General features: G+C 40.8%; 14 protein-coding genes. 2 read left to right on the forward strand and 12 right to left on the reverse strand.

The genetic code is table 11. From position 1 onward, the window contains the following. Positions 1–23: 23 nt before the first annotated feature. The 10 genes from ACAN53_RS12515 to ACAN53_RS12560 all read right to left on the reverse strand — a co-directional run bounded on the left by ACAN53_RS12515 (position 24) and on the right by ACAN53_RS12560 (position 15,940). Positions 24–1,526: a tetratricopeptide repeat protein gene (locus tag ACAN53_RS12515; protein WP_379970452.1), complete on the reverse strand. Its 1,503-nt coding sequence runs from the start codon at positions 1,524–1,526 to the stop codon at positions 24–26. A 126-nt stretch (positions 1,527–1,652) separates the two neighbouring features. Next, on the reverse strand, positions 1,653–2,159 hold the full coding sequence (locus ACAN53_RS12520; protein WP_379970453.1) for an acyltransferase: 507 nt from the start codon (positions 2,157–2,159) through the stop codon (positions 1,653–1,655). Positions 2,160–2,266: 107 nt separating this feature from the next. After that, complete coding sequence (gene lgt / locus ACAN53_RS12525) at positions 2,267–3,079, reverse strand: prolipoprotein diacylglyceryl transferase (protein WP_379970454.1); 813 nt, start codon at positions 3,077–3,079, stop codon at positions 2,267–2,269. Between the two features lie 27 nt (positions 3,080–3,106). Beyond that, entirely contained in the window at positions 3,107–4,030 is a 924-nt protein-coding gene (gene hprK, locus ACAN53_RS12530; protein ID WP_379970455.1) for an HPr(Ser) kinase/phosphatase, read from the reverse strand. Positions 4,031–4,125: 95 nt separating this feature from the next. Continuing rightward, positions 4,126–4,500, reverse strand: coding sequence for a phage holin family protein (locus ACAN53_RS12535; protein WP_379970456.1), 375 nt, complete (start codon positions 4,498–4,500; stop codon positions 4,126–4,128). A 240-nt stretch (positions 4,501–4,740) separates the two neighbouring features. Continuing rightward, positions 4,741–7,608 carry an excinuclease ABC subunit UvrA gene (uvrA, locus tag ACAN53_RS12540; RefSeq protein ID WP_379970457.1) on the reverse strand — a complete coding sequence of 956 codons (2,868 nt, stop codon included), beginning with the start codon at positions 7,606–7,608 and terminating at the stop codon, positions 4,741–4,743. A gap of 7 nt (positions 7,609–7,615) precedes the next feature. Beyond that, on the reverse strand, positions 7,616–9,595 hold the full coding sequence (gene uvrB / locus ACAN53_RS12545; RefSeq protein WP_379970458.1) for an excinuclease ABC subunit UvrB: 1,980 nt from the start codon (positions 9,593–9,595) through the stop codon (positions 7,616–7,618). A 203-nt stretch (positions 9,596–9,798) separates the two neighbouring features. After that, positions 9,799–11,991: a GW domain-containing glycosaminoglycan-binding protein gene (locus ACAN53_RS12550; protein ID WP_379970459.1), complete on the reverse strand. Its 2,193-nt coding sequence runs from the start codon at positions 11,989–11,991 to the stop codon at positions 9,799–9,801. 261 nt (positions 11,992–12,252) lie between these two features. After that, the gene (locus tag ACAN53_RS12555; protein WP_379970460.1) at positions 12,253–14,361 is read right to left on the reverse strand and encodes a GW domain-containing glycosaminoglycan-binding protein; all 2,109 of its coding nucleotides are present in this window, start codon (positions 14,359–14,361) and stop codon (positions 12,253–12,255) included. A gap of 292 nt (positions 14,362–14,653) precedes the next feature. Continuing rightward, a complete protein-coding gene (locus tag ACAN53_RS12560) occupies positions 14,654–15,940 on the reverse strand; it encodes an aspartate aminotransferase type Ic (RefSeq protein ID WP_379970461.1) in 1,287 nt (428 codons plus the stop codon). A 369-nt stretch (positions 15,941–16,309) separates the two neighbouring features. Between ACAN53_RS12560 and ACAN53_RS12565 the strand changes: the two genes are divergently transcribed. Next, positions 16,310–16,918: a hypothetical protein gene (locus ACAN53_RS12565; RefSeq protein WP_379970462.1), complete on the forward strand. Its 609-nt coding sequence runs from the start codon at positions 16,310–16,312 to the stop codon at positions 16,916–16,918. Between the two features lie 123 nt (positions 16,919–17,041). Beyond that, entirely contained in the window at positions 17,042–18,325 is a 1,284-nt protein-coding gene (locus tag ACAN53_RS12570) for a VTT domain-containing protein (RefSeq protein ID WP_379970463.1), read from the forward strand. Positions 18,326–18,361: 36 nt separating this feature from the next. Here the strand turns inward: ACAN53_RS12570 and copZ are convergent, their stop codons facing one another. Beyond that, positions 18,362–18,562 carry a copper chaperone CopZ gene (gene copZ, locus ACAN53_RS12575; RefSeq protein WP_379970464.1) on the reverse strand — a complete coding sequence of 67 codons (201 nt, stop codon included), beginning with the start codon at positions 18,560–18,562 and terminating at the stop codon, positions 18,362–18,364. 16 nt (positions 18,563–18,578) lie between these two features. Next, positions 18,579–20,975, reverse strand: a complete 2,397-nt coding sequence (locus tag ACAN53_RS12580; protein WP_379970465.1) for a heavy metal translocating P-type ATPase — start codon at positions 20,973–20,975, stop codon at positions 18,579–18,581. Positions 20,976–20,986 lie beyond the last annotated feature (11 nt).

Raw genomic sequence — 20,986 nt, forward strand, 5'->3', positions numbered from 1 at the left:
CCTAATGAAAGGGTGGCAACAACCTATTGTTGATTTAGAAGTTGCACATACTTCCGAATCGTTGAAATGCTTACATTATAAATATGCCCCAGTTCAGCTTGTGTCATCTTTTGTTGTTGATTTTTACGAATCATGTACTCAATAGCCGCTGACCATCCAAACGTATTGGAGAATGATACGTTTGTTTGGTAAAGGGCAGCGAACGTCCGGAACCAAAACTGAAGGCAATCTTCAATTAGTGTGTCATCTTTTTTCGTATATTCATACAAGACATCTGCAATTTGTGCACATTTTGCAAATACTCGCAAATCACGTGGTACACTTTTCTCACTATTTACAATAAAGAAATAACGGGCCCATTCTGAAATAACAGATTTCTCTTTAGATTGCATCGTTTCAAAGAATACTTGTTCATTCTCATTCGTTTGTAATTCATTCATTAAATAGAGAGCAAGCATTTTTTCTTCTAAACATTTTGCACTAGAAAAAGAATGCTTTAGCTGCGTAAGAAGGACGCTCTGATTGCCATCTGCTAAATCGACAGCATTCCACGGTTCCTTCCCTTTCTTGTCCGGATATATCTCTAAGACACGTTGCCACGTTTTTTCAGCGACATTCTTGTCGTCACACATATAAGCTGAATAAGCAAGCCAATAATAGAAGCTAAAATCGCCTTCATACCCTTGTCTCTTTAATTGATTTAACCATCTATAAGCAGATTCGAATTTCCCAATAGTAGCCAGTGTAGTTCCGAGTTTAAAGCGTTGTTCAATTAAGATTGGAAATACATTTTCAAGCTGACCTGCTAGCTTTTGTACCTGTTCTTCTTCGCCAACACTATATAAAAAGATCAAGGCATTGCAAAGTGCGTGAATATTTCCTGGATTTTTCTCTAGGACTGTATCCACTATTTTCATTGCTTTTTCAATTTCTCCAAGCTGAAAACGTGCAATGGCTAAATTGTTGTAGGCCGACCAAAAATCCGGATATTCATCTAGCATCGTTTCAAGAGTAGAAATGGCTTCCTCTAGTTGACCGTTACGAATAAACCGATTGGCACGCTCCTGTAATAAAATAAGCTCGTCTTCATCCTCGAATTCATCACCCTCGTCTTCCTCATCTGCTATAATATCAAGCAAATCGAGAATTTCATCGGAAAACTCACCCTCGTCTTCCTCATCTAAATATCGTTCTGCATATTTTTTCGCCTGTTGAAACAGTCCAAGAAACGCATAGTTATTTGCTAAAAAATAGTAGCATTCCGTCATAGATGAATCCATACGAAGGACATTATTTAAAAACTGATTCGATTCATGATATTGTCCAGCTTCTGATAATGCAGATGCAAGCTGACAAAGGATTACCGGTTTTTTTTCTGTGTGTGCGGCACGTTTTAAATATTTAATTGCCTCTTGTAAATTATGTCGTCGATAAGCCTTCATCCCTTTTTCATACAAAAATTGGGCAGATTGCTGCAACGCGATGACTTGTCCTTTCTCTTTTTCCACCTGTTGTTTTGTCCCCATAAGTCCTCCACCTACTGATTTCTGTCATATTCTACCTTAAGTATAAACGATTGTAAGAAAAACAAAACAATATATTTTATGCATCAATATACTTATTCATAACCATTGTTATGAATAAGGGAGAGTTTAATTGTTTCGTGTTTGCATTTCTTCTTTTGTATAGATAAGTTGCATCGGATTTCCTCCAACAAAGGCCCCGGCTGGCACATCTTTATGAACAAGTGTGCCTGCTGAAACAATCGCGCCGTTTCCGATTTCTACACCGGGCAAAATCGTACAATTGGCACCGACCATTACTTCATCCCCAATGACAATGTCACCAAGACGGTATTCAGTAATTAAATATTCGTGGGCAAGCAAAGTTGTATTGTATCCAATCACCGTATTGCGGCCAACTTTAATTTTTTCTGGAAACATAATGTCTAGCATCACCATAAGGGCAAAGGATGTTTGCTTTCCAATCTTCATATGTAAAAACGTTCGATACAACCAGTTTTTCATACTTAAAAACGGTGTATAACGCGCAAGCTGAATGATAATAAAGTTTCTCATAACCTTCCAAAAGGGCACCGTTTTATACACATGCCAAAGTGAATTCGCACCTGAAACAGGGTAACGTGTCGTCCGTCTCACATTCCTTCCCTCCTTACTCCTCCTATATACAGACGGAAACTCCCGTGCAAGGGAGTTTCGTATAACTATAGAAACATACAGCGCCCCAAGGAAGGCGCTGCTTTACTTTACTCTTCTATATATCGCTTGTCGGCATATCCCATCTTACGACGAAGGAATACGACAAGAATAGAAGCTACCACTAGCACAATTGATACTACCTGTGCAATACGTAAAGGTCCTAACATTAAACTGTCTGTTCGAAGACCCTCTACAAAAAAACGGCCAATGGAATACCAAGTCAAATAAGTGAAGAACAATTCCCCTCGGCGAAGATTCGCTTTTCTGAGAAGAAGTAATATAATAACGCCTGCGAGGTTCCACAGTGATTCATATAAAAAAGTAGGCTGATAGTACACACCATCAATATACATTTGATTAATAATAAAGGTAGGCAAATGTAAGCCTTCTAAAAAGGCACGTGTAACCGGACCGCCGTGTGCCTCTTGGTTCATAAAGTTACCCCAACGACCGATTGCTTGTCCTAGTAAAATACTTGGGGCGGCAATATCTGCAAGCTTCCAAAAAGATACACCTCGACGACGGGCAAAGATTACAGCCGTCAAAACACCACCAATTAATCCCCCATGAATGGCTAGACCGCCCTGTCTAATATTAATAATTTGCGAAGGGTTGCTACCATAGTAATCCCATTCAAATGCCACATAATACAAGCGTGCACAAATAATCGCAATAGGAATGGCAATAAGTACCAAATCAATAAAAATATCTTTTGGCAGGCCTCTTCGCTGTGACTCCCGAATGGCAAGCCATAAGCCAAGCAACATACCTGACCCGATAATAACACCGTACCAATAAATTGGCAACGGACCTAACTGAATAAATACACGGTCAAAATGTGGCACATTTCCGAGAAGCACATTCTCCACTCCTATTCTTTTCTGTTATTAATCTCCTGTTTCAATGGCATTCATCAATCGTTCTGAAAATTGCTGCGCTGCATTTACTCCCATTCGCTTCAGACGGAAATTCATGGCTGCCACTTCAATAATAACAGCTAAGTTACGACCAGGGCGTACTGGAAGCGTAATTTTTGTAATTTCTGTGTCAATTATTTTCATCTTCTCTTCATCGAGGCCCAAACGATCATAGTTTTTATTTTGATCCCACAGTTCAAGATGAATAGCAAGTGAAATACGTTTATGATTTCGAACCGCACCAGCACCAAATAAGGTCATAACATTTATGATACCAAGGCCACGAATTTCAAGTAGATGTTCAATTAATTCCGGTGAACTTCCGACTAATGTATCTTCATCCTCTTGTCTAATTTCTACACTATCATCTGCTACAAGACGATGCCCACGCTTTACAAGTTCGAGCGCCGTTTCGCTTTTCCCTACACCGCTTGATCCCATAATCATCACACCAACACCATATATATCCACAAGTACCCCGTGAACGGCAGTGGTAGGTGCTAATTTACTTTCCAAATAATTTGTTAATCGACTAGCTAAGCGCGTCGTTTTTTGCGTTGAACAAAGCAAAGGAACATTTGACTCCTGTGAAGCAAGAAGTAGCTCAGGCGGAACTTCTTGTCCTCTTGTAACAATAATACAAGGAGTCTCATCGGTACATAACGCTTCCATTCGTTCCTTCTTTTGCTCTGCTGTTAATGTATTAAAAAACGTAATTTCCGTTTTACCTAATAATTGCACACGATCAGAAGGATAATATGTAAAAAAACCTGCCATTTCAATACCTGGACGAGACAAGTCACTCGTTTGAATCGAACGATGAATCCCTTTCTCGCCACTCACAAGATCAAGACGAAAATACTCTATTAAATCCTTCGTACGAACCTTTGGCATGCCGAACCTCCATGTAAAATAAATATGTTAGTTTTACTGTAGCGTTATTGTAACATTTTTTCAAATGAAAAAACATCTCACACTGTTGAGATGTCTCATTTACGCTTGGAAAGTGGATTTAACACAGTATTATCTATAAGCATATTAAATAACGCAATGAAAATTGCCGCTACAATCGCCGTACCAAATCCTTGTATATGAAAAGCATTGCCAAGAAGGTACTCCACAATTTTCAGAGTAAACGCGTTAATGACAATTAAAAAGAAACCAAAGGTAAACACGGTAATCGGCAATGTAATTAAAACCAAAAATGGCTTAACAAACACATTCAAAATCGCTAAAATAACGCTTGCTACAATTGCCGTCGAAATATTTTCTATGTAAAACGAGTTCGGAGCTAGTATTTTCAGCAGCCCAGAAACCACAATTAAGACAAGACTATTAATTAAAATTGATAAAATCCATTTCATTTCAGCACATCCTTTTCACCCATTTCTTCCTATTCCATCATACGCTATTTACTGGTAAATCGCCAAGGGCTAATTGAGCTATACCCAAGCCCACCTTGTTCTCTGTATGGGCTTAATCCTGGCTCTTTTGACGCCAGCCTGGATGATAATCCGAGCTTGGTTTTCCATTCCTAATTTATAAAATAAGACCACTGAAAAATAGTATTCTTCAGTGGTCATCTTAGAACCCATGGGTTTCCTTTACATCATTTCGACTTGTTCAATCTTTTTCTGCATACGGGCGGTGTCTCGTTCGATTATCGCTTTTAAATATTTTGCGGTGTACGATTTGGTTACCTTCATAACCTGCTCAGGTGTTCCGGTTGCAACGATCATACCACCTTTGTCGCCGCCTTCTGGTCCTAGATCGATAATATAGTCTGCGGTTTTAATAACATCGAGATTATGTTCGATAACTAAAACGGTATCTCCATTTTCTACGAGACGTTGCAGCACTACGAGTAACCGTGCGATATCATCGACATGTAATCCTGTGGTAGGCTCATCAAGGATGTAAAGAGTACGTCCGTTAGAACGACGATGTAATTCCGATGCAAGCTTCACGCGCTGTGCTTCACCGCCAGATAGTGTTGTCGCTGGCTGACCAAGCTTCATATAACCGAGTCCTACATCCACGAGCGTTTGTAGCTTACGCTTAATTTTCGGAATGTTTTCGAAAAATTGCAGCCCATCCTCAATCGTCATTTCAAGAACGTCTGAAATACTATTATCCTTATATTTTACTTCCAATGTTTCACGGTTATATCGTTTGCCATGGCAAACTTCACAAGGCACATACACATCAGGAAGGAAATGCATTTCAATTTTAATAATGCCATCGCCTCGGCATGCCTCACAGCGCCCACCCTTCACATTGAAGCTAAAGCGGCCCTTTTGATAACCACGCATTTTCGCTTCGTTCGTTTGGGCAAACACATCGCGAACATCATCGAATACACCCGTGTAGGTAGCTGGATTACTACGAGGAGTTCTACCGATTGGAGATTGATCAATATCAATCACTTTATCAAGAAGTTCAATCCCCTTTATTTCTTTGTAAGCACCTGGCTTCGTTTTGGCATTATATAATTGCTGCGCAAGTGTTTTATATAAAATTTCATTAATAAGTGTACTTTTTCCCGATCCAGAAACACCGGTAACAGCTGTAAATGTACCAAGCGGAAAAGAAGTCTTTACATTCCGAAGATTATTTTCCTTTGCACCGACAATTTCAATTTTACGTCCGTCTCCTTTTCGACGTTTCTGCGGAACAGGAATAAACTTTCGGCCCGATAAATAATCTCCGGTTAAGGAGTTCGGATCGTTTCTTACTTCCTCCGGTGTACCGGCGGATATTACTTCACCGCCGTGAACCCCGGCTCCCGGACCGATATCAATTAAGTAATCGGCTGCTAGCATCGTATCCTCATCATGCTCAACAACGATAAGCGTATTGCCTAAATCACGCATATTTTGCAAAGTAGAAATGAGACGGTCGTTGTCACGTTGATGCAAACCAATGGACGGCTCATCTAAAATATAGAGTACCCCGGTAAGGCGTGAGCCAATCTGTGTGGCGAGCCGAATGCGCTGCGCCTCGCCGCCAGATAAGGTTCCAGCAGAACGATTAAGCGTTAAATAATCGAGCCCCACATTAATTAAAAAGCTAAGTCGTTCTTTGATTTCACGAAGAATGAGACGCGCAATTTGCTGTTGTTTTTCCGTTAAGGTAACCGTACTAAAAAATTCATACGCCTCTTTTACCGATAGCTTTGAAATATCAGCTATATTGGATCCATCTATATAAACAGCAAGTGACTCGGGCTTTAATCTTGCCCCTTTACATGTAGGACAAGGCTGCTGCGCCATATATTTTTCCATTTGCTCCCGAATATAATCGGAACTTGTTTCACGGAAGCGCCGTTCAATATTCATCACGACCCCTTCGAACAAAATATTACTTTCCTTTATTTGTCCGAAGTCATTCACATACCGGAAGTGAATTTTTTCCCCGTCACTTCCGTATAAAATTTTATCCAGTTGTGATTTGGGAATATCTTTAACGGGTATGTCCATATTAATACCATAATGATTGCACACTGCTTCGAGCATTTGCGGATAATATTGGGAACTTGTTGGCTCCCATGGTGCAATGGCGTGGTTTCGTAGCGTTAGGCCCTTGTTCGGAATGACTAAATCGAGATCAACCTCAAGCTTCGAACCGAGACCATCACAAGCAGGACAAGCGCCAAATGGACTATTAAACGAAAACATGCGCGGCTCAAGCTCACCAATGGAAAATCCGCAATGTGGACATGCATGATGTTCACTAAATAAGAGCTCGGTTTCGCCGATGACATCAATGAGCACACGGCCTTCGCCTAGCTGCAAAGCAGATTGAAGAGAGTCTGCAAGCCGCGTAGCAACGCCTTCTTTCACAACAACGCGGTCAATAATTACTTCTATTGTATGCTTTTTGTTTTTATCCAGTACAATATCATCTGACAGGTCACGAAGTTCCCCGTCCGCCCGAACACGAACATATCCTTGCTTTTTAATGTCTTCTAACACCTTTACCTGTGTTCCTTTACGACCAGAAACAATGGGTGCTAGCACTTGAAGCTTCGTTCGCTCTGGAAATTCTAAAATGCGGTCTACCATTTGTTCAATTGTTTGCGATGTAATTTCAATGCCGTGGTTTGGACAAATTGGTGTGCCTACTCTCGCATACAAAAGGCGCAAGTAATCGGAAATTTCGGTAACCGTTCCAACCGTTGAACGCGGATTCCGGCTCGTTGTCTTTTGGTCAATGGAAATGGCAGGTGATAGCCCTTCAATGGCATCCACATCCGGTTTATCCATCTGTCCGAGAAATTGGCGTGCGTATGCCGATAAGGATTCCACATACCGACGCTGTCCTTCGGCATAAATCGTATCAAATGCCAGAGAGGATTTTCCGGAACCCGATAGACCGGTTACGACTACAAGCTCATTTCTCGGAATCGTAACATCTATATTTTTTAAGTTATGTGCTCTTGCACCCTTCACCACAATTTGATTGTTAGCCAACGTTATCCTATCCTTCCGCTTTAAGCTCTAGCATGAGATCACGAAGCTCGGCCGCACGCTCGAAATCGAGTGCCCGTGCTGCTTCCTTCATTTCCATTTCCAGACGAGCAATGACATTTGCCCGCTCCGTTTTGTTCATTTTTTTCTTTGGTGCCTTCGCATCATAGCCTGCTCCTTCTTCGGCAGCAGACGTTGCACGGATGACATCACGAATTTCTTTCTGTATCGTTTGTGGCGTAATGCCGTGCTCTTGATTGAATGCTTCTTGGATTTCACGTCGTCGCTTCGTTTCACTGATAGCAACTTCCATCGAATGCGTTATTTTGTCCGCATACATGACGACATGACCATTCACATTACGCGCTGCGCGCCCCATTGTTTGAATAAGGGAACGTTCGGAACGAAGAAACCCTTCCTTATCCGCATCTAAAATGGCAACGAGCGACACTTCTGGAATATCGAGTCCTTCCCGAAGAAGGTTAATGCCAACTAGGACATCATACTTTCCTAACCGAAGATCACGAATGATTTCGATCCGCTCTAATGTTTTCACTTCCGAATGAAGATAATTTACTTTAATGCCGATATCCTTTAAATAATCGGTTAAGTCCTCCGACATCTTTTTCGTCAGCGTAGTAACAAGGACACGTTCATGTTTGGCAATTCGTTCTTGTATTTCACCAAGTAAATCATCGATTTGCCCCTCAATTGGTCGAATAGCAATCGTCGGATCAAGTAGGCCAGTTGGGCGAATAATTTGCTGCACGACCTTTGGTGCAAGATCGAGCTCATACGGTCCTGGCGTTGCTGATACATAAATGGCTTGCTTCACTTTATCCTCAAATTCCCCGAATGTTAGCGGACGATTATCAAGTGCTGACGGCAAACGAAAGCCATGATCCACTAGCACTTGTTTACGCGCTTGGTCTCCGTTATACATAGCCCGTACTTGCGGAAGCATAACATGAGACTCATCGACAATAAGTAAAAAATCGTCTGGAAAATAATCAAGAAGCGTATACGGCGTCGATCCGGCTGGGCGAAGTGTTAAATGACGGGAGTAGTTTTCAATCCCCGAACAAAACCCCATCTCCGCCATCATTTCTAAATCATAGCGAGTTCGTTGTTCGAGCCGCTGTGCTTCTAATAGGTGGTCCTGCTCACGCAATTCCTTTAACCGTTCTTCTAGTTCTTTTTCTATATTTTGAATGGCAATCCGCATTTTATCTTCACGCGTTACGAAGTGAGATGCCGGAAAGATGGCAACATGTTCCCGCTCAGCTAGCACTTCTCCTGTTAACGCATCCACTTCACGAATGCGGTCAATTTCATCCCCGAAAAATTCAATTCGAATACAATGCTCGTCACGGGACGCTGGAAAAATTTCGACGACATCCCCGCGCACACGGAACGTCCCGCGTTGGAAATCGATATCATTGCGGGCATACTGCACATCCACAAGCTGACGGAGCAATTGATCTCGTCCTTTTTCCATACCAACACGAAGCGAAACGACAAGTTCGCTATATTCTTCCGGCGAACCGAGACCGTAAATACACGAAACGCTGGCAACAACGATAACGTCAGATCGTTCAAACAGCGCAGACGTAGCGGAGTGACGCAGCTTATCAATTTCATCATTCACCTTGGAATCTTTTTCAATATATGTATCTGTCTGCGGTACATACGCTTCTGGTTGATAGTAATCATAATAGCTTACAAAATATTCAACTGCATTGTTCGGAAAAAAGCCCTTTAGCTCACTATACAGCTGACCCGCTAGCGTCTTATTATGAGCCATAACAAGCGTCGGCTTATTCACCTGCTTAATCACATTCGAAACTGTAAAGGTCTTTCCCGTTCCTGTCGCACCAAGCAATACTTGATGTCTCTTTCCTTCTTTCACACCTTTCACCAAAGCTTCAATTGCCTTTGGCTGGTCCCCTTGTGGAGAGTACTGGGACACAACTTCAAACTCATGCTCCAAACCGTTCAACCTCCCCAAACTACAAAATATGTAGTTATATTTTACCACGGGGAGAGGAAAAAATACTAATAATACGAACAAATATTCGTATTATTTTTCTGTTACGGCTTTTTGAGGTGATATCGTCTTTGGGGAAATTACAAAAACGAGGGTGTGGGGAACCCTCGTTTCGAATAGTTAGGCATGCAACGTTCAGTAATACATTAATTTTTGATTGGACCAAAAGAGATGTCTAATCCCCATAGGTATTTCGTTAATTTGATGGTACGTCCATCTAATGTAAATGTACGAGATGAATTATCCTGCGCAACCATGTTAAAGAAGTTTTCTCCTTGCGTTGGTAAAATAGCGGATAATAAATCCTTTACTTTCACTTCGAAGTCCGGATCAGTGTTATACAACATCAAATTGATATCGATATCTCCTCCACCAGTTGGAAATAAACTAGCATACTCGTATAGGATATTTCCTTGTATTCCATACTTGTTATAAACTAACGCTCCAATGGGAGAAGTAAAGAATCCTAAGTTAAGCGCTTTGTCCCGAATTTCTGGAGCTGTATATACGCTGCCATTTGTCGATCCGCTTGACTGCGCATGTAACACTCGCTCATCGACCCAACCTATTACTTCATTTGCAAATTTAAATTTGATCCAAGTCGTTGCTCCCTTTTTCGCACTTTGAATGACATGTACCGTTTGATTGCTGTAATAATTAGTTGGGGCATAGTATTCAGCTGCATACTCCCCGTAAGGAGCCGACCAAATTCCATCTCCATTAGGCGAGTATTGAACAACTGCATCGTAGTTTTCATCCTTTATATTTTCCAAACCGTTATATTCTTTCGATAATACACGAGAATTTACCCAGCCAATCAGTCCATTCTTAAGCTGGATTTGGTTCCAGATTGTATCTCCTTTGTTAGCGCTTTTTAAAACCTGAACAGATTGGTAATTATATTCACTTACCCAACCCAAAATATCATCGCCTGGTTCCCCTTCTGGAGCTTTGTAAATCGCCTCCCAGCTTTCTACCGAACCTAAGACAGCTTGACGATTCTCATCTTTTACGTTATCTAATGTAGAAAATAAACGAGAATCAACCCAGCCGATATCTTGATTGTCTTTCCTAATATGATACCAAACGGTTTCTCCACCTTTTATACTTTGGACAATTTGTACAGCTTGATTCGCATAATTGTTCGTAGGTCCTAAGTACCTAGCACCGTATTCCCCGTAAGGCAGGCTCCAAACCCCATCTCCCTTTGAGGTATAGGTAACGGTTCCTATGCGATTTTCTTCCCTTAAATCGTTTAAATATGACACAGCATGGTCACCATCAATCCAGCCTATAAAGGTTAATGAATCCTTGTTTCGAATTTGATACCAATTAACATTTCCTCTTTGAACAATGCTTGTAACAGTCACCTGTTGCAGTGCAAGTTTCTTCGTACTATCTATATATTGCGCTCCTTCAATTCCGTAGGGCGTTGACCATATCCCATTATCAGGATTGGCTCCTATCACAATGTCCATATTTGCCGGAGTTATCGCGTTTGTATTATCGAGTGCCCTAGCATCAACCCAACCAATCTTCCAATCTACTACTACTTTATACCAAGTTACCGACCCAATCTTTGCGCTTTCAAGCAATAGAATATCACTATATGCGTATTTACTCGTTACATCTATAAATTCTGCTCCCGGCACACCATACGGCATGGTCCATATCCCGTTACCATGTGTTTCCCCTAATACAGCAGATTGGTTATCGATAGTCTTAATTTCTGATAGATTGCTTAATGCGCGGCGATCCACCCAGCCAATGACCTTTCCATTAATAGAAATTTGATCCCACACTACATTGTGATAGGTTAATTGCTGCGTAAGTTGAACGTCTTTACCTGTATATTCATTGGTAGAGCCAATATATTTTGCTCCCTCCATCCCATACGGAGCTGACCAAATGGCATTCCCGTTTGTTTTAGCCATGATCTGCTTCTCGGATATTTGGGAAACGGAAGGAATATTTTCTTGTAAGACATGGTGGTCTACCCACCCGATATCTTTGCCATCGATTTGAATGAAATACCATGTCGTAGATCCATAGGTTAATGATGATGTAGCATGAACAATCGTTCCAGCATATAGGGAAACGTCACCTTTATAGGCTGCATTTGCTTCTCCGTATGGGCGCGTCCAAATGCCATCCCCACTTTTGTTTCCGATTAAGGCATTGATGCTGATTGTGATTGCTTGTTCTTGTGTGTTAGCAGCATGTATACTTACTGCTGGATCTGCACACAATCCAATTGTTACTATTGCTGCAATAATAGCTACCCATTTCTTCATATGTATTTCATCTTCTTTCTTTGGTAAATTTGAATTAGTTGTCATGTTTCCTAAATAATAAAATAAGTGTTATTTTTTAGGATTTTATGTAACAAAATAAAAGTATCATAGGATAAATAAAAAATTTGTCGGATTTAGTCTGAAAATATAAAATCTTACATTTTATTTCAAAAAAAAAGTTCTTCCTATAAGAAGAACTTTGCGAAACACGACGAATTATTTACATACTGGTTTACGTTTATTTCGCCATAAAAAAATAGGTTGCCCGTTAAACAGGCAACCTATTTTTACAAACTTTGGAATTTATTATTTGACAATCGGTCCAAATTTTATATCAACTTTCGAAAATCCTGAAATTTCTACTTTAATCGTACGTCCATCGATTTGAACCGTTTGAGATGTTGGGTTACTTTTCAATGTATCATAGAACTGCTGACTTCCAGTTGGTAAGATCGCTGCTCCTAATTGCTTTAAAATTGGGGAGAATGTTGGATCTGGACTTACAACCGTTAGGCGCATGTCTGTTTCTCCGTTACCAATTGGATAGAAGTAAGCTAAATCATCCGATTCATTTCCAGCTTGTCCATTTTTGTTATAGACAAGTACGTCACCGCGATCAAAGAAGCCTAAGTCGTATGCCTTTTGTTTAACTGTGTCAGCTGTATAAGTAACAGAACCAAACACGTGAGCATCTACCCAGCCGACTTTACCGTTAGGCAATTTAATTTGATTCCAAGTAATTCCGCTCTTCTTGGCTTGTTTTAAGATTTTAACATTTTGATTTCGTAATGAATCAACAGAGCCTAAATATTTCGCATTGTGCTCACCATATGGGGCGCTCCAGATTGCATCTCCGTTTGATTGCGCTACAATTCCTTGCTTTTGTTCATCCTGTACATTGTCTAAACTGTTGTACTCACTATCAAAGACACGTGCATCTACCCAGCCTGTTGTTCCATCTGGAAGCTCAACTTTATTCCATGTTACGCCATTTTTTGTTGCGCTTTGAATGATATGGAGTTGATCATAGCTGTGATTGTTCACTGGACCGATATAGGTAGCGCCAACTTCTCCATACGGTAGGCTCCAAATACCATCTCCATCATTTACAGAGCCAACGACAGCTTGACGGTCTTCATTCTTTAGGTTTTCTAATTTTTTAAACACATGGGCATCAATCCAGCCAAGAATGCGATTTCCGCTTTTAATTTTCTTCCAAGTCGTAGATCCTTTTTGTACACTTTGCACCACTTGAACGGGCTGATTGCTTATTTGGTCTACTGGTCCAACATAATTTGCGTTAGCTTCTCCATACGGTAGGCTCCAAATCGCATCACCTGTAGTGGAAGATGAAACCGTTTCTGTACTATCTTCATCTGTCACTTGTAAATTGGAAATGGCGTTGGCTGCGTCAACAAAGCCGAGCGTTTGTCCATTTAGCTGTATCTCATACCAAGTAACGTTCCCCTTCTTAACAGATTTCTTTACTTGCACATGCTGCAAAGCATAATCAAGTGTGCTTCCTAAGTATTTTGCTCCGTTAATGCCGTAAGGAACGGACCAAATCCCGTTTGGCTGGCTTCCCAATACAGAATCTAACGTTTGTGTAACTGCCTTTCCTGCTGTATCAAGAGCCTTCGCATCAATCCAACCGATTTCCTTACCATCTGCCATTACTTTGTACCACTGGGTTGATCCATTTTTTGTCTTTGCTACTACTTTAAGATCATGAAACGCATATTTATTTGTATCATCCACGTACTGTGCACCCGGAAGACCATACGGCATCGTCCAAATTGCATTTCCTTCTGTTTCATCCATAACAGCATTTTCGTTCGCATCACTTATGTCTGATAATGAGCTTAAGGAACGCGTATCAAGCCAGCCAATCACCTTGCCATCTACAGAAACCTTACTCCATAGAACATTTTGATATGTCATTTGTTTTACGATTTTTACATCTTTCCCAACATAATCATTGGTAGATCCGATATACTTCGCTCCATGAAGTCCATATGGGCTTGACCAAATGGCATTTCCGTCTGTTTCTACGACCACTTGATCTGTGTTTACATTAGAAACAGTAGGAATGTTGTTTTCTAACGCACGGCTATCCACCCATCCAATAAAGTTTCCATCTACTTCAATAGCATTCCATATAACCGATCCATGCTGCACGCTTGCCGTTATATGTACGATAGTTCCAGCATGAAGAGAAATATCACCTTCATAGCTAGCCCCCTGTTCCCCATAAGGATGCGACCAAACACCATCACCTTGCGCATTCCCAATCAATGCAGTTTCATCCATGATTTGTATTTGACCTTCTGTTGGTGCTGCTGAAACAAAGTTTGTCGGGTTTGCAAACACTCCTAATGTAAGCACAGCCGAACTAATCACCATTAATTTCTTCATACGTAAGCATCCTCCCTTGTGTACATTTCTAAATCGTTACTTACTCATTCCTAATAGTTAAAATATTTTTTTAATTCCTAATTAAAAATACCATAAATCTATTAAAAAAATGGTGAAATGTTTGTAAATTTTAAAAAATTTGACGTTTGTAGTACATGAGGAATGCGAAAGTGATTCTAAAAATCCCTAAAAAGAACATTTGCCGATATATAAACGTCACGATCAATTCAATGCGCAAATATGTAAAAAAAGCCCTACACGCTTAAGCGAGTAGGGCTTCTGTCAGATTGTATTATTTCTCAGCCAATATCTTCTTCACACTTGCGATTTCTACGCACAAGCACAAAATTTCAATTGCTGTTTCCAATTCAACTAAAGATGGGAAAGTTGGTGCAATGCGGATGTTGCGATCTCTTGGGTCGTTGCTATATGGGAACGTTGCGCCAGCTCCAGTTAAGGTTACGCCAGCTTCTTTTGCCATACTTACGACTTCCTTCGCACAGCCGTTCATTATGTTTAAGCTAATGAAATAGCCACCATTTGGCTTATGCCAAGAAGCAATTCCTTTATCTCCAAGCTCTTTTTCTAAAATGTTGAGTACCATATCAAATTTTGGTTTGATAATTGCTGCATGCTTCTTCATATGATTGGTAAGGCCTTCATAGTCCTTAAAGAAGCGGACATGACGAAGTTGGTTAATTTTATCTGGACCAATAGATTGGAATGCATATTGTTTTTTAATAAATGTTAAGTTAGCTTCACTAGCCCCCATCATCGCAACTCCAGCACCTGGGAAGGTAACTTTAGAAGTAGATCCGAAAAGGAAGACGCGGTCTGGATTACCTGCTTCTTTACAAGCTGTCATAATGTTTTTCAGTTGATCTGGTTCATCCGTTAAATGATGGATAGCATAGGCGTTGTCCCAGAAAATACGGAAATCGTTTGCTTTTGTTTTCATGCTAGCTAAACGATCTACCACTTCGTCAGAATACGTAATACCATCTGGATTACTGTATTTTGGTACACACCACATTCCTTTAATAGAATCATCCTCAGCTACTAGCTTTTCCACTGCATCCATATTAGGACCATCTTCCAGCATGTCAACGATAATCATTTCAATGTTGAACAGCTCACAGATTGCAAAGTGACGATCATAGCCTGGACTTGGACATAGGAATTTAACAGCTGGAAGCTTGCCCCAAGGCTTTTCACTGCCAAGAACGCCGAAAAACATCGCTCTTGCAATTGTATCATGCATCATTGTAAGACTGGAATTTCCGCCAATGATAATTTCGTTTGTGCCAACTTCAAGTACCTTCGAAAATAATTCCTTTGCTTCAGGAAGTCCGTCAAGACCACCGTAATTGCGTGTATCAGTTCCATCATTTGCGAATAAATCCTCTTTCGTTTTCAATACAGACATCATATCTAAGGAAAGATCAAGTTGCTCCGGAGAAGGCTTTCCTCTTGCCATGTTTAACTTTAATTTTTGGCTTTTATATCCTTCATATTTTTCTTGTAAGGTAGCAAAAAGTTCCTTCAATTCTGATTCTCGTAATCCTTGATAATTACTCATATAGTTTGTCACCCTCTGACATAGATTTTCTACATTGTTGTTTCATCATTGCTATTACTCATTATAATCTAAGTTTACCAGTGATGAAACGAACATTTGCGACTATTTTGACGATTTTCTTCGCTTATGGCCATCTAGCGAAAAAAATAGCTCATCCGCTTAACTTTTCTTTCTTCATAAATCATTTACAATTTTTCTATATAAAAAACGTATATTTTCTGTTGGCATTTCCTACTTTAATCATGTAGCACGATGTAAACTAACATGCTAGGATGAGCTTACATCTACCACCATACCCCACTTCAAATCATCTTATCAAACTTCTATTTTACAGTCATTTTGATTGATCAAAACCACAGGAGGGACCACATGGAACAAGTACTGATGCAAATACTGGAGGAAGTAAAAGAATCGCGTAAAGACACGCAAGCGTTACAAAAGGATGTTACTCTTTTAACAGACGAGTTTGTTCTTATGAAAGCCGATATTGCTGGTATCAAGGATGAGCTTGCTCTTGTTAAAACTGATGTTGCTGGCATCAAAAATGAGCTTGCTCTTGTTAAAGCCGATGTTGCTGGCATCAAGGATGAGCTTGCTCTTGTTAAAGCCGATGTTGCTGGTATCAAGGATGAGCTTGCCCTTGTTAAAACCGATGTTGCTGGTCTGAAAGACGAATTTTCTCATATGAAAACTGATGTTGCCGTGCTTAAAGAGGAACTCACATTTGTGAAACGTGATGTTTCCAGCCTTAAAGTTGAACTTGCACTCGTGAAAAATGATCTTGCCATTTTGAAGGATGACTTCATTCAACTAAAAAATGGACAAACCGAGTGGCAAAAACAAGTCGTCGCAAGCATGGGGGCATATACGAATAACATCATGAGACATGTCGATATTAAAATGGAAGTACTAAACAAGCGGGTCTACCAAGTCGAAATTGATTTTGAATATTTGATGAACCAGCTTAAGCAAGAATAATAAATCCGTTCCCGTTTTTCTTTTTCTAAAAGAATGAACTTTCTGACTGAATCCCGTGTCCTTTCTTAGTAGAAAAGGTACAATAAAGAATAGAAATGCAATGAAGATGCGGAGGATTCGGCAATGGTTCAGTATATACAAAGTTTAATGGGAGATTACGGGTATTATGTGTTAGGATTGGCGCTTTTGCTTGAGCTTCTTGCCTTGCCATTGCCTGGAGAAGTTGTCATGACGTATACAGGGTTACTGGTTTTCCAAGGACATTTAAACTGGTTTCTAAGTATTTTAATTGCCGGTACGGGGTCTTCACTTGGCATTACGATATCCTACTGGATTGGCTATAAGCTTGGGACTCCCTTTTTTGAACGACACGGGGACAAAATTCATTTCGGACCAGAGCGGCTCGAAAAGACAGCCAAGTGGTTCGATCATTACGGCAATAAGCTGCTTACGATTGCTTTTTTTATTCCGGGAGTTCGCCATTTTACTGGTTATTTCTCAGGGATTACGCGCATGTCTTTTCGTACGTTTATGTGGTATGCCTATTCCGGGGCATTCCTTTGGACGGGCACCTTTATTTCTCTTGGTAAAGTGTTAGGACCGAAATGGGAGCTATATCACAAGACCATTACAAAATATATGCTAATTGGCGGTATTATAGCTGTTCTTATTTTTATCATAGCCTATGTCATTCGTAAGTATAGAGACCGAATATGGGATATGATCGTCTTCTCGCTTCGCAAGGGACTAGAAATGTTTCATAAGCTTGGCCGGGTCAAAGCGCTGGTCGTTCTTTCGCTTGGTGCGTTTTTTCTATGCTTCGTTCTCATACTTGGATTAATTCAAGACTTTTTAGCGAATGAGTTTTCTGATTTTGATGCCGTTACTACTTTTATCATACAAGCATCATTTAATGAAAGCTGGACAACGTGGATGCGAGAATTTGGCTATTTGGCTTCCTTGCCCATTTTGCTTACACTATGTGCTGGATCCATTATCTGGGTGATATTCAAGGGGGAAAATCGCCGGCTTGAAATTTTCTTTTTGCTAGAAGTTATAGTTGGGGGCGAGCTTTGGGAAGAAGGACTACGTCGTTTGTTCCACCGCATAGGTCCAGTAGCAAATATGAACACCTTTCCGAGTGAGCAAACGTTAATCACCGTCATTTTCTTAGGCTTTGTTGCCTATTTATTTGTACGGCATACAGGAAATGGCCTCATCCAGACAACTGCATTTTCGCTAGTCGGGATCGTCGCTTTGCTCGTTGGACTGAGCCGCATTTACTTTGGTATCCAGTACCCAAGCGACGTCATTGCAGGCTATGTATTTGGCGGCTTATGGCTAAGCCTTCATATTATATTACTCGAAATTTTTCGCTTTCTTAACAACAATCGAAATGTACTATAATAAAGGAGGTCATCCATGAAAGATGACCTCCCCTCATTATTTCACATCATAACCTTGGTCTTCGATTGCTTCCTTCATCTTATCAAGGCTAACCTTTGCTTCATTGTATTCTACATCAACGGTTCCTTTTTCTAAATGAACTTCTACATTTGCCACGCCGTCTAATTCTTTCAACGCATTTGTCACTGCCATTTTGCAATGTCCACAGCTCATACCTTCTACTTGTAATGTAATCATTTTATCTTCCTCCTCATTATATCTTAACGCGTTTCAAACGAAGCGCATTGGCAACAACGGATACGGAGCTAAATGCCATGGCAGCACCTGCAACCCATGGTACCAACAGTCCTGCTGCTGCAACTGGAATTCCAATCGCATTGTAAAAAAGCGCCCAGAACAGGTTTTGCCGAATATTTTTCATCGTTTTACGACTTAAATCAATAGCCTTCGGAATATGAGTCAAATCTCCGCCAACTAATGTGATTGCAGCTGCCTCGATGGCAACATCCGTACCAGTTCCGATAGCAATCCCAATATCTGCTTTTGCAAGGGCTGGTGCATCGTTAATACCATCGCCAACCATCGCAACTTTCTTTCCTTGCTTTTGCAATTCTGCCACAATGTTTGCTTTTTCCTCTGGAAGTACTTCAGCATAGACATGATCCACATGAATCTGCGCTGCAATGCTTTCGGCTGTCCGTTTGTTATCACCGGTTACCATATATACTTCTATGCCCATTTGCTTTAAGTTTTTGATAGCTTCTTTCGAGCTTTCTTTTACTGTATCCGCCACAGCAAGGATGCCGGAAAGCTGTCCGTCAACGGCAACAAGCATCGCCGTTTTTCCTTGCTGCTCAAGGCCTGCCATTTTATCTTCATGATCTGTCATCACAACAGACCGTTCCTGCATTAGTTTTCTCGTGCCAACTAAAATCACCTTGCCATCGATCATCGCCTCAATGCCTTTACCCGTAATAGCTGTGAACTGTTCAATTGGCTTTAACGGAATGCCTTGAGACTTGCCATACTCCACAATCGCATGTGCGAGTGGGTGCTCGGAAACACTTTCTGCGGAAATCGCATAGACGAGCATGCCTTCTTGCAACTCGGTTACATCGGTAACTTCTGGTTTTCCCTTCGTTACCGTTCCCGTTTTATCAAGTAAGACTGCATTTATCTTATGCGTTCCTTCTAAGTACTCACCTCCTTTAAAGAGGATTCCTTGTTCTGCTCCCTTACCGGTTCCTACCATAATCGAAGTTGGCGTTGCAAGTCCGAGCGCACACGGACAAGCAATAACAAGTACCGCAATACTAACTTCTAGTGCTTTTGGTAAATCACCGGGTGCCACACCGAAATACCATACGAGAAATGCAACAACTGCAATTCCGACAACAATTGGGACAAATATACCCGAGATCACATCGGCCATACGCTGTATAGGCGCTTTTGACCCTTGGGCTTCTTCCACAATTTTCACGATCCCTGCAAGTGCTGTATCCTTACCAATCTTTTCAGCACGGATGGTAAGTACCCCGTTGGCATTGATGGTTGCACCGATGACAGCGTCTCCCTCACTTTTATCAACAGGAATCGATTCGCCCGTAATCATAGATTCATCAACGGAAGAAATTCCAGACAAAACGATACCATCCACCGGTATTTTTTCACCAGGTTTTACGAGAATCGTATCACCAATGACAATTTTATCAAGTGGGACCTTAACTTCTACGCCGTTTCGGATAACGAGAGCATCTTTCGCTTGCAGACTCAATAACTTCGAAATCGCTTCTGTCGTTCTGCCCTTTGCTCTTGCTTCAAAATATTTGCCAACGAGTACAAGTGTAATCAAGACAGCACTCGTTTCAAAATATAAGTTTGGCATATAATCTGGACTCGTAATGGTTTTGATTGCTTCAAATAAGCTATAAAAATAAGCCGCTGATGTTCCAAGTGCTACCAATACATCCATATTCGCACTCTTGTTTCGCAAAGCACGGTACGCACCTATGAAAAATGGCCACCCAATGTAAAACTGCACAGGCGTTGCAAAGAGTAATTGAAACCATGGATTCATTAGAATATTCGGCATAGGAAGCCCCGTAGCAAACGGCATATGCATAATCATCGTATACAATAAAGGCAATGATAGAAGAATGGAAAGAGTCAATTGTCGCTCTTTTTGCTTAAGTAATTGTTCTCTCCGTTCGGCTTGATTACCTTGCTCACTTTGAATTATTCCTTTATATCCTAGCTTTTTGATTTTCTCTAACATATCTTCTGTCGTAACAGATCCAGTATTGTATTCCACCACTGCACGATTGATGGCTAAATTAACGGTAGCATTCGTAACCCCTTCTAAACGATTCAAGTCCTTTTCAATTCGGGTCGCACAGGCAGCACACGTCATGCCTTCAATATCTATCGTCACTTTTTCGATGACAACGCCATACCCGAGTGATTCAATTTTTTTCTGAATCGCATCTATACTTTGTTTTTCAGGATCGTACGTAACTGTTGCTTTTTCAATCGCTAAATTAACGTTCGCTTCTACTCCGTCCATCTTATTCAAGCTTTTCTCAATTCGGTTGGAGCAGGCCGCACACGTCATGCCTGTAACGCCAAGTGTAACGAGCTTTTGTTCACTCATCAAACTCCCCT

Origin of the sequence: Ectobacillus soli, assembly GCF_042610425.1 — a bacterium.
Lineage (GTDB): Bacteria > Bacillota > Bacilli > Bacillales > Bacillaceae_G > Ectobacillus.

Excerpts from the sequence above, each read along its gene's own strand:
- ACAN53_RS12515 (WP_379970452.1), bottom strand. The coding sequence starts at position 1,526 with ATGGGGACAAAACAACAGGTGGAAAAAGAGAAAGGACAAGTCATCGCG.
- ACAN53_RS12580 (WP_379970465.1), bottom strand. The coding sequence starts at position 20,975 with ATGAGTGAACAAAAGCTCGTTACACTTGGCGTTACAGGCATGACGTGT.
- ACAN53_RS12555 (WP_379970460.1), bottom strand. The coding sequence starts at position 14,361 with ATGAAGAAATTAATGGTGATTAGTTCGGCTGTGCTTACATTAGGAGTG.
- ACAN53_RS12570 (WP_379970463.1), top strand. The coding sequence starts at position 17,042 with ATGGTTCAGTATATACAAAGTTTAATGGGAGATTACGGGTATTATGTG.
- ACAN53_RS12550 (WP_379970459.1), bottom strand. The coding sequence starts at position 11,991 with ATGACAACTAATTCAAATTTACCAAAGAAAGAAGATGAAATACATATG.
- ACAN53_RS12565 (WP_379970462.1), top strand. The coding sequence starts at position 16,310 with ATGGAACAAGTACTGATGCAAATACTGGAGGAAGTAAAAGAATCGCGT.
- hprK (WP_379970455.1), bottom strand. The coding sequence starts at position 4,030 with ATGCCAAAGGTTCGTACGAAGGATTTAATAGAGTATTTTCGTCTTGAT.
- ACAN53_RS12560 (WP_379970461.1), bottom strand. The coding sequence starts at position 15,940 with ATGAGTAATTATCAAGGATTACGAGAATCAGAATTGAAGGAACTTTTT.
- ACAN53_RS12535 (WP_379970456.1), bottom strand. The coding sequence starts at position 4,500 with ATGAAATGGATTTTATCAATTTTAATTAATAGTCTTGTCTTAATTGTG.
- copZ (WP_379970464.1), bottom strand. The coding sequence starts at position 18,562 with ATGATTACATTACAAGTAGAAGGTATGAGCTGTGGACATTGCAAAATG.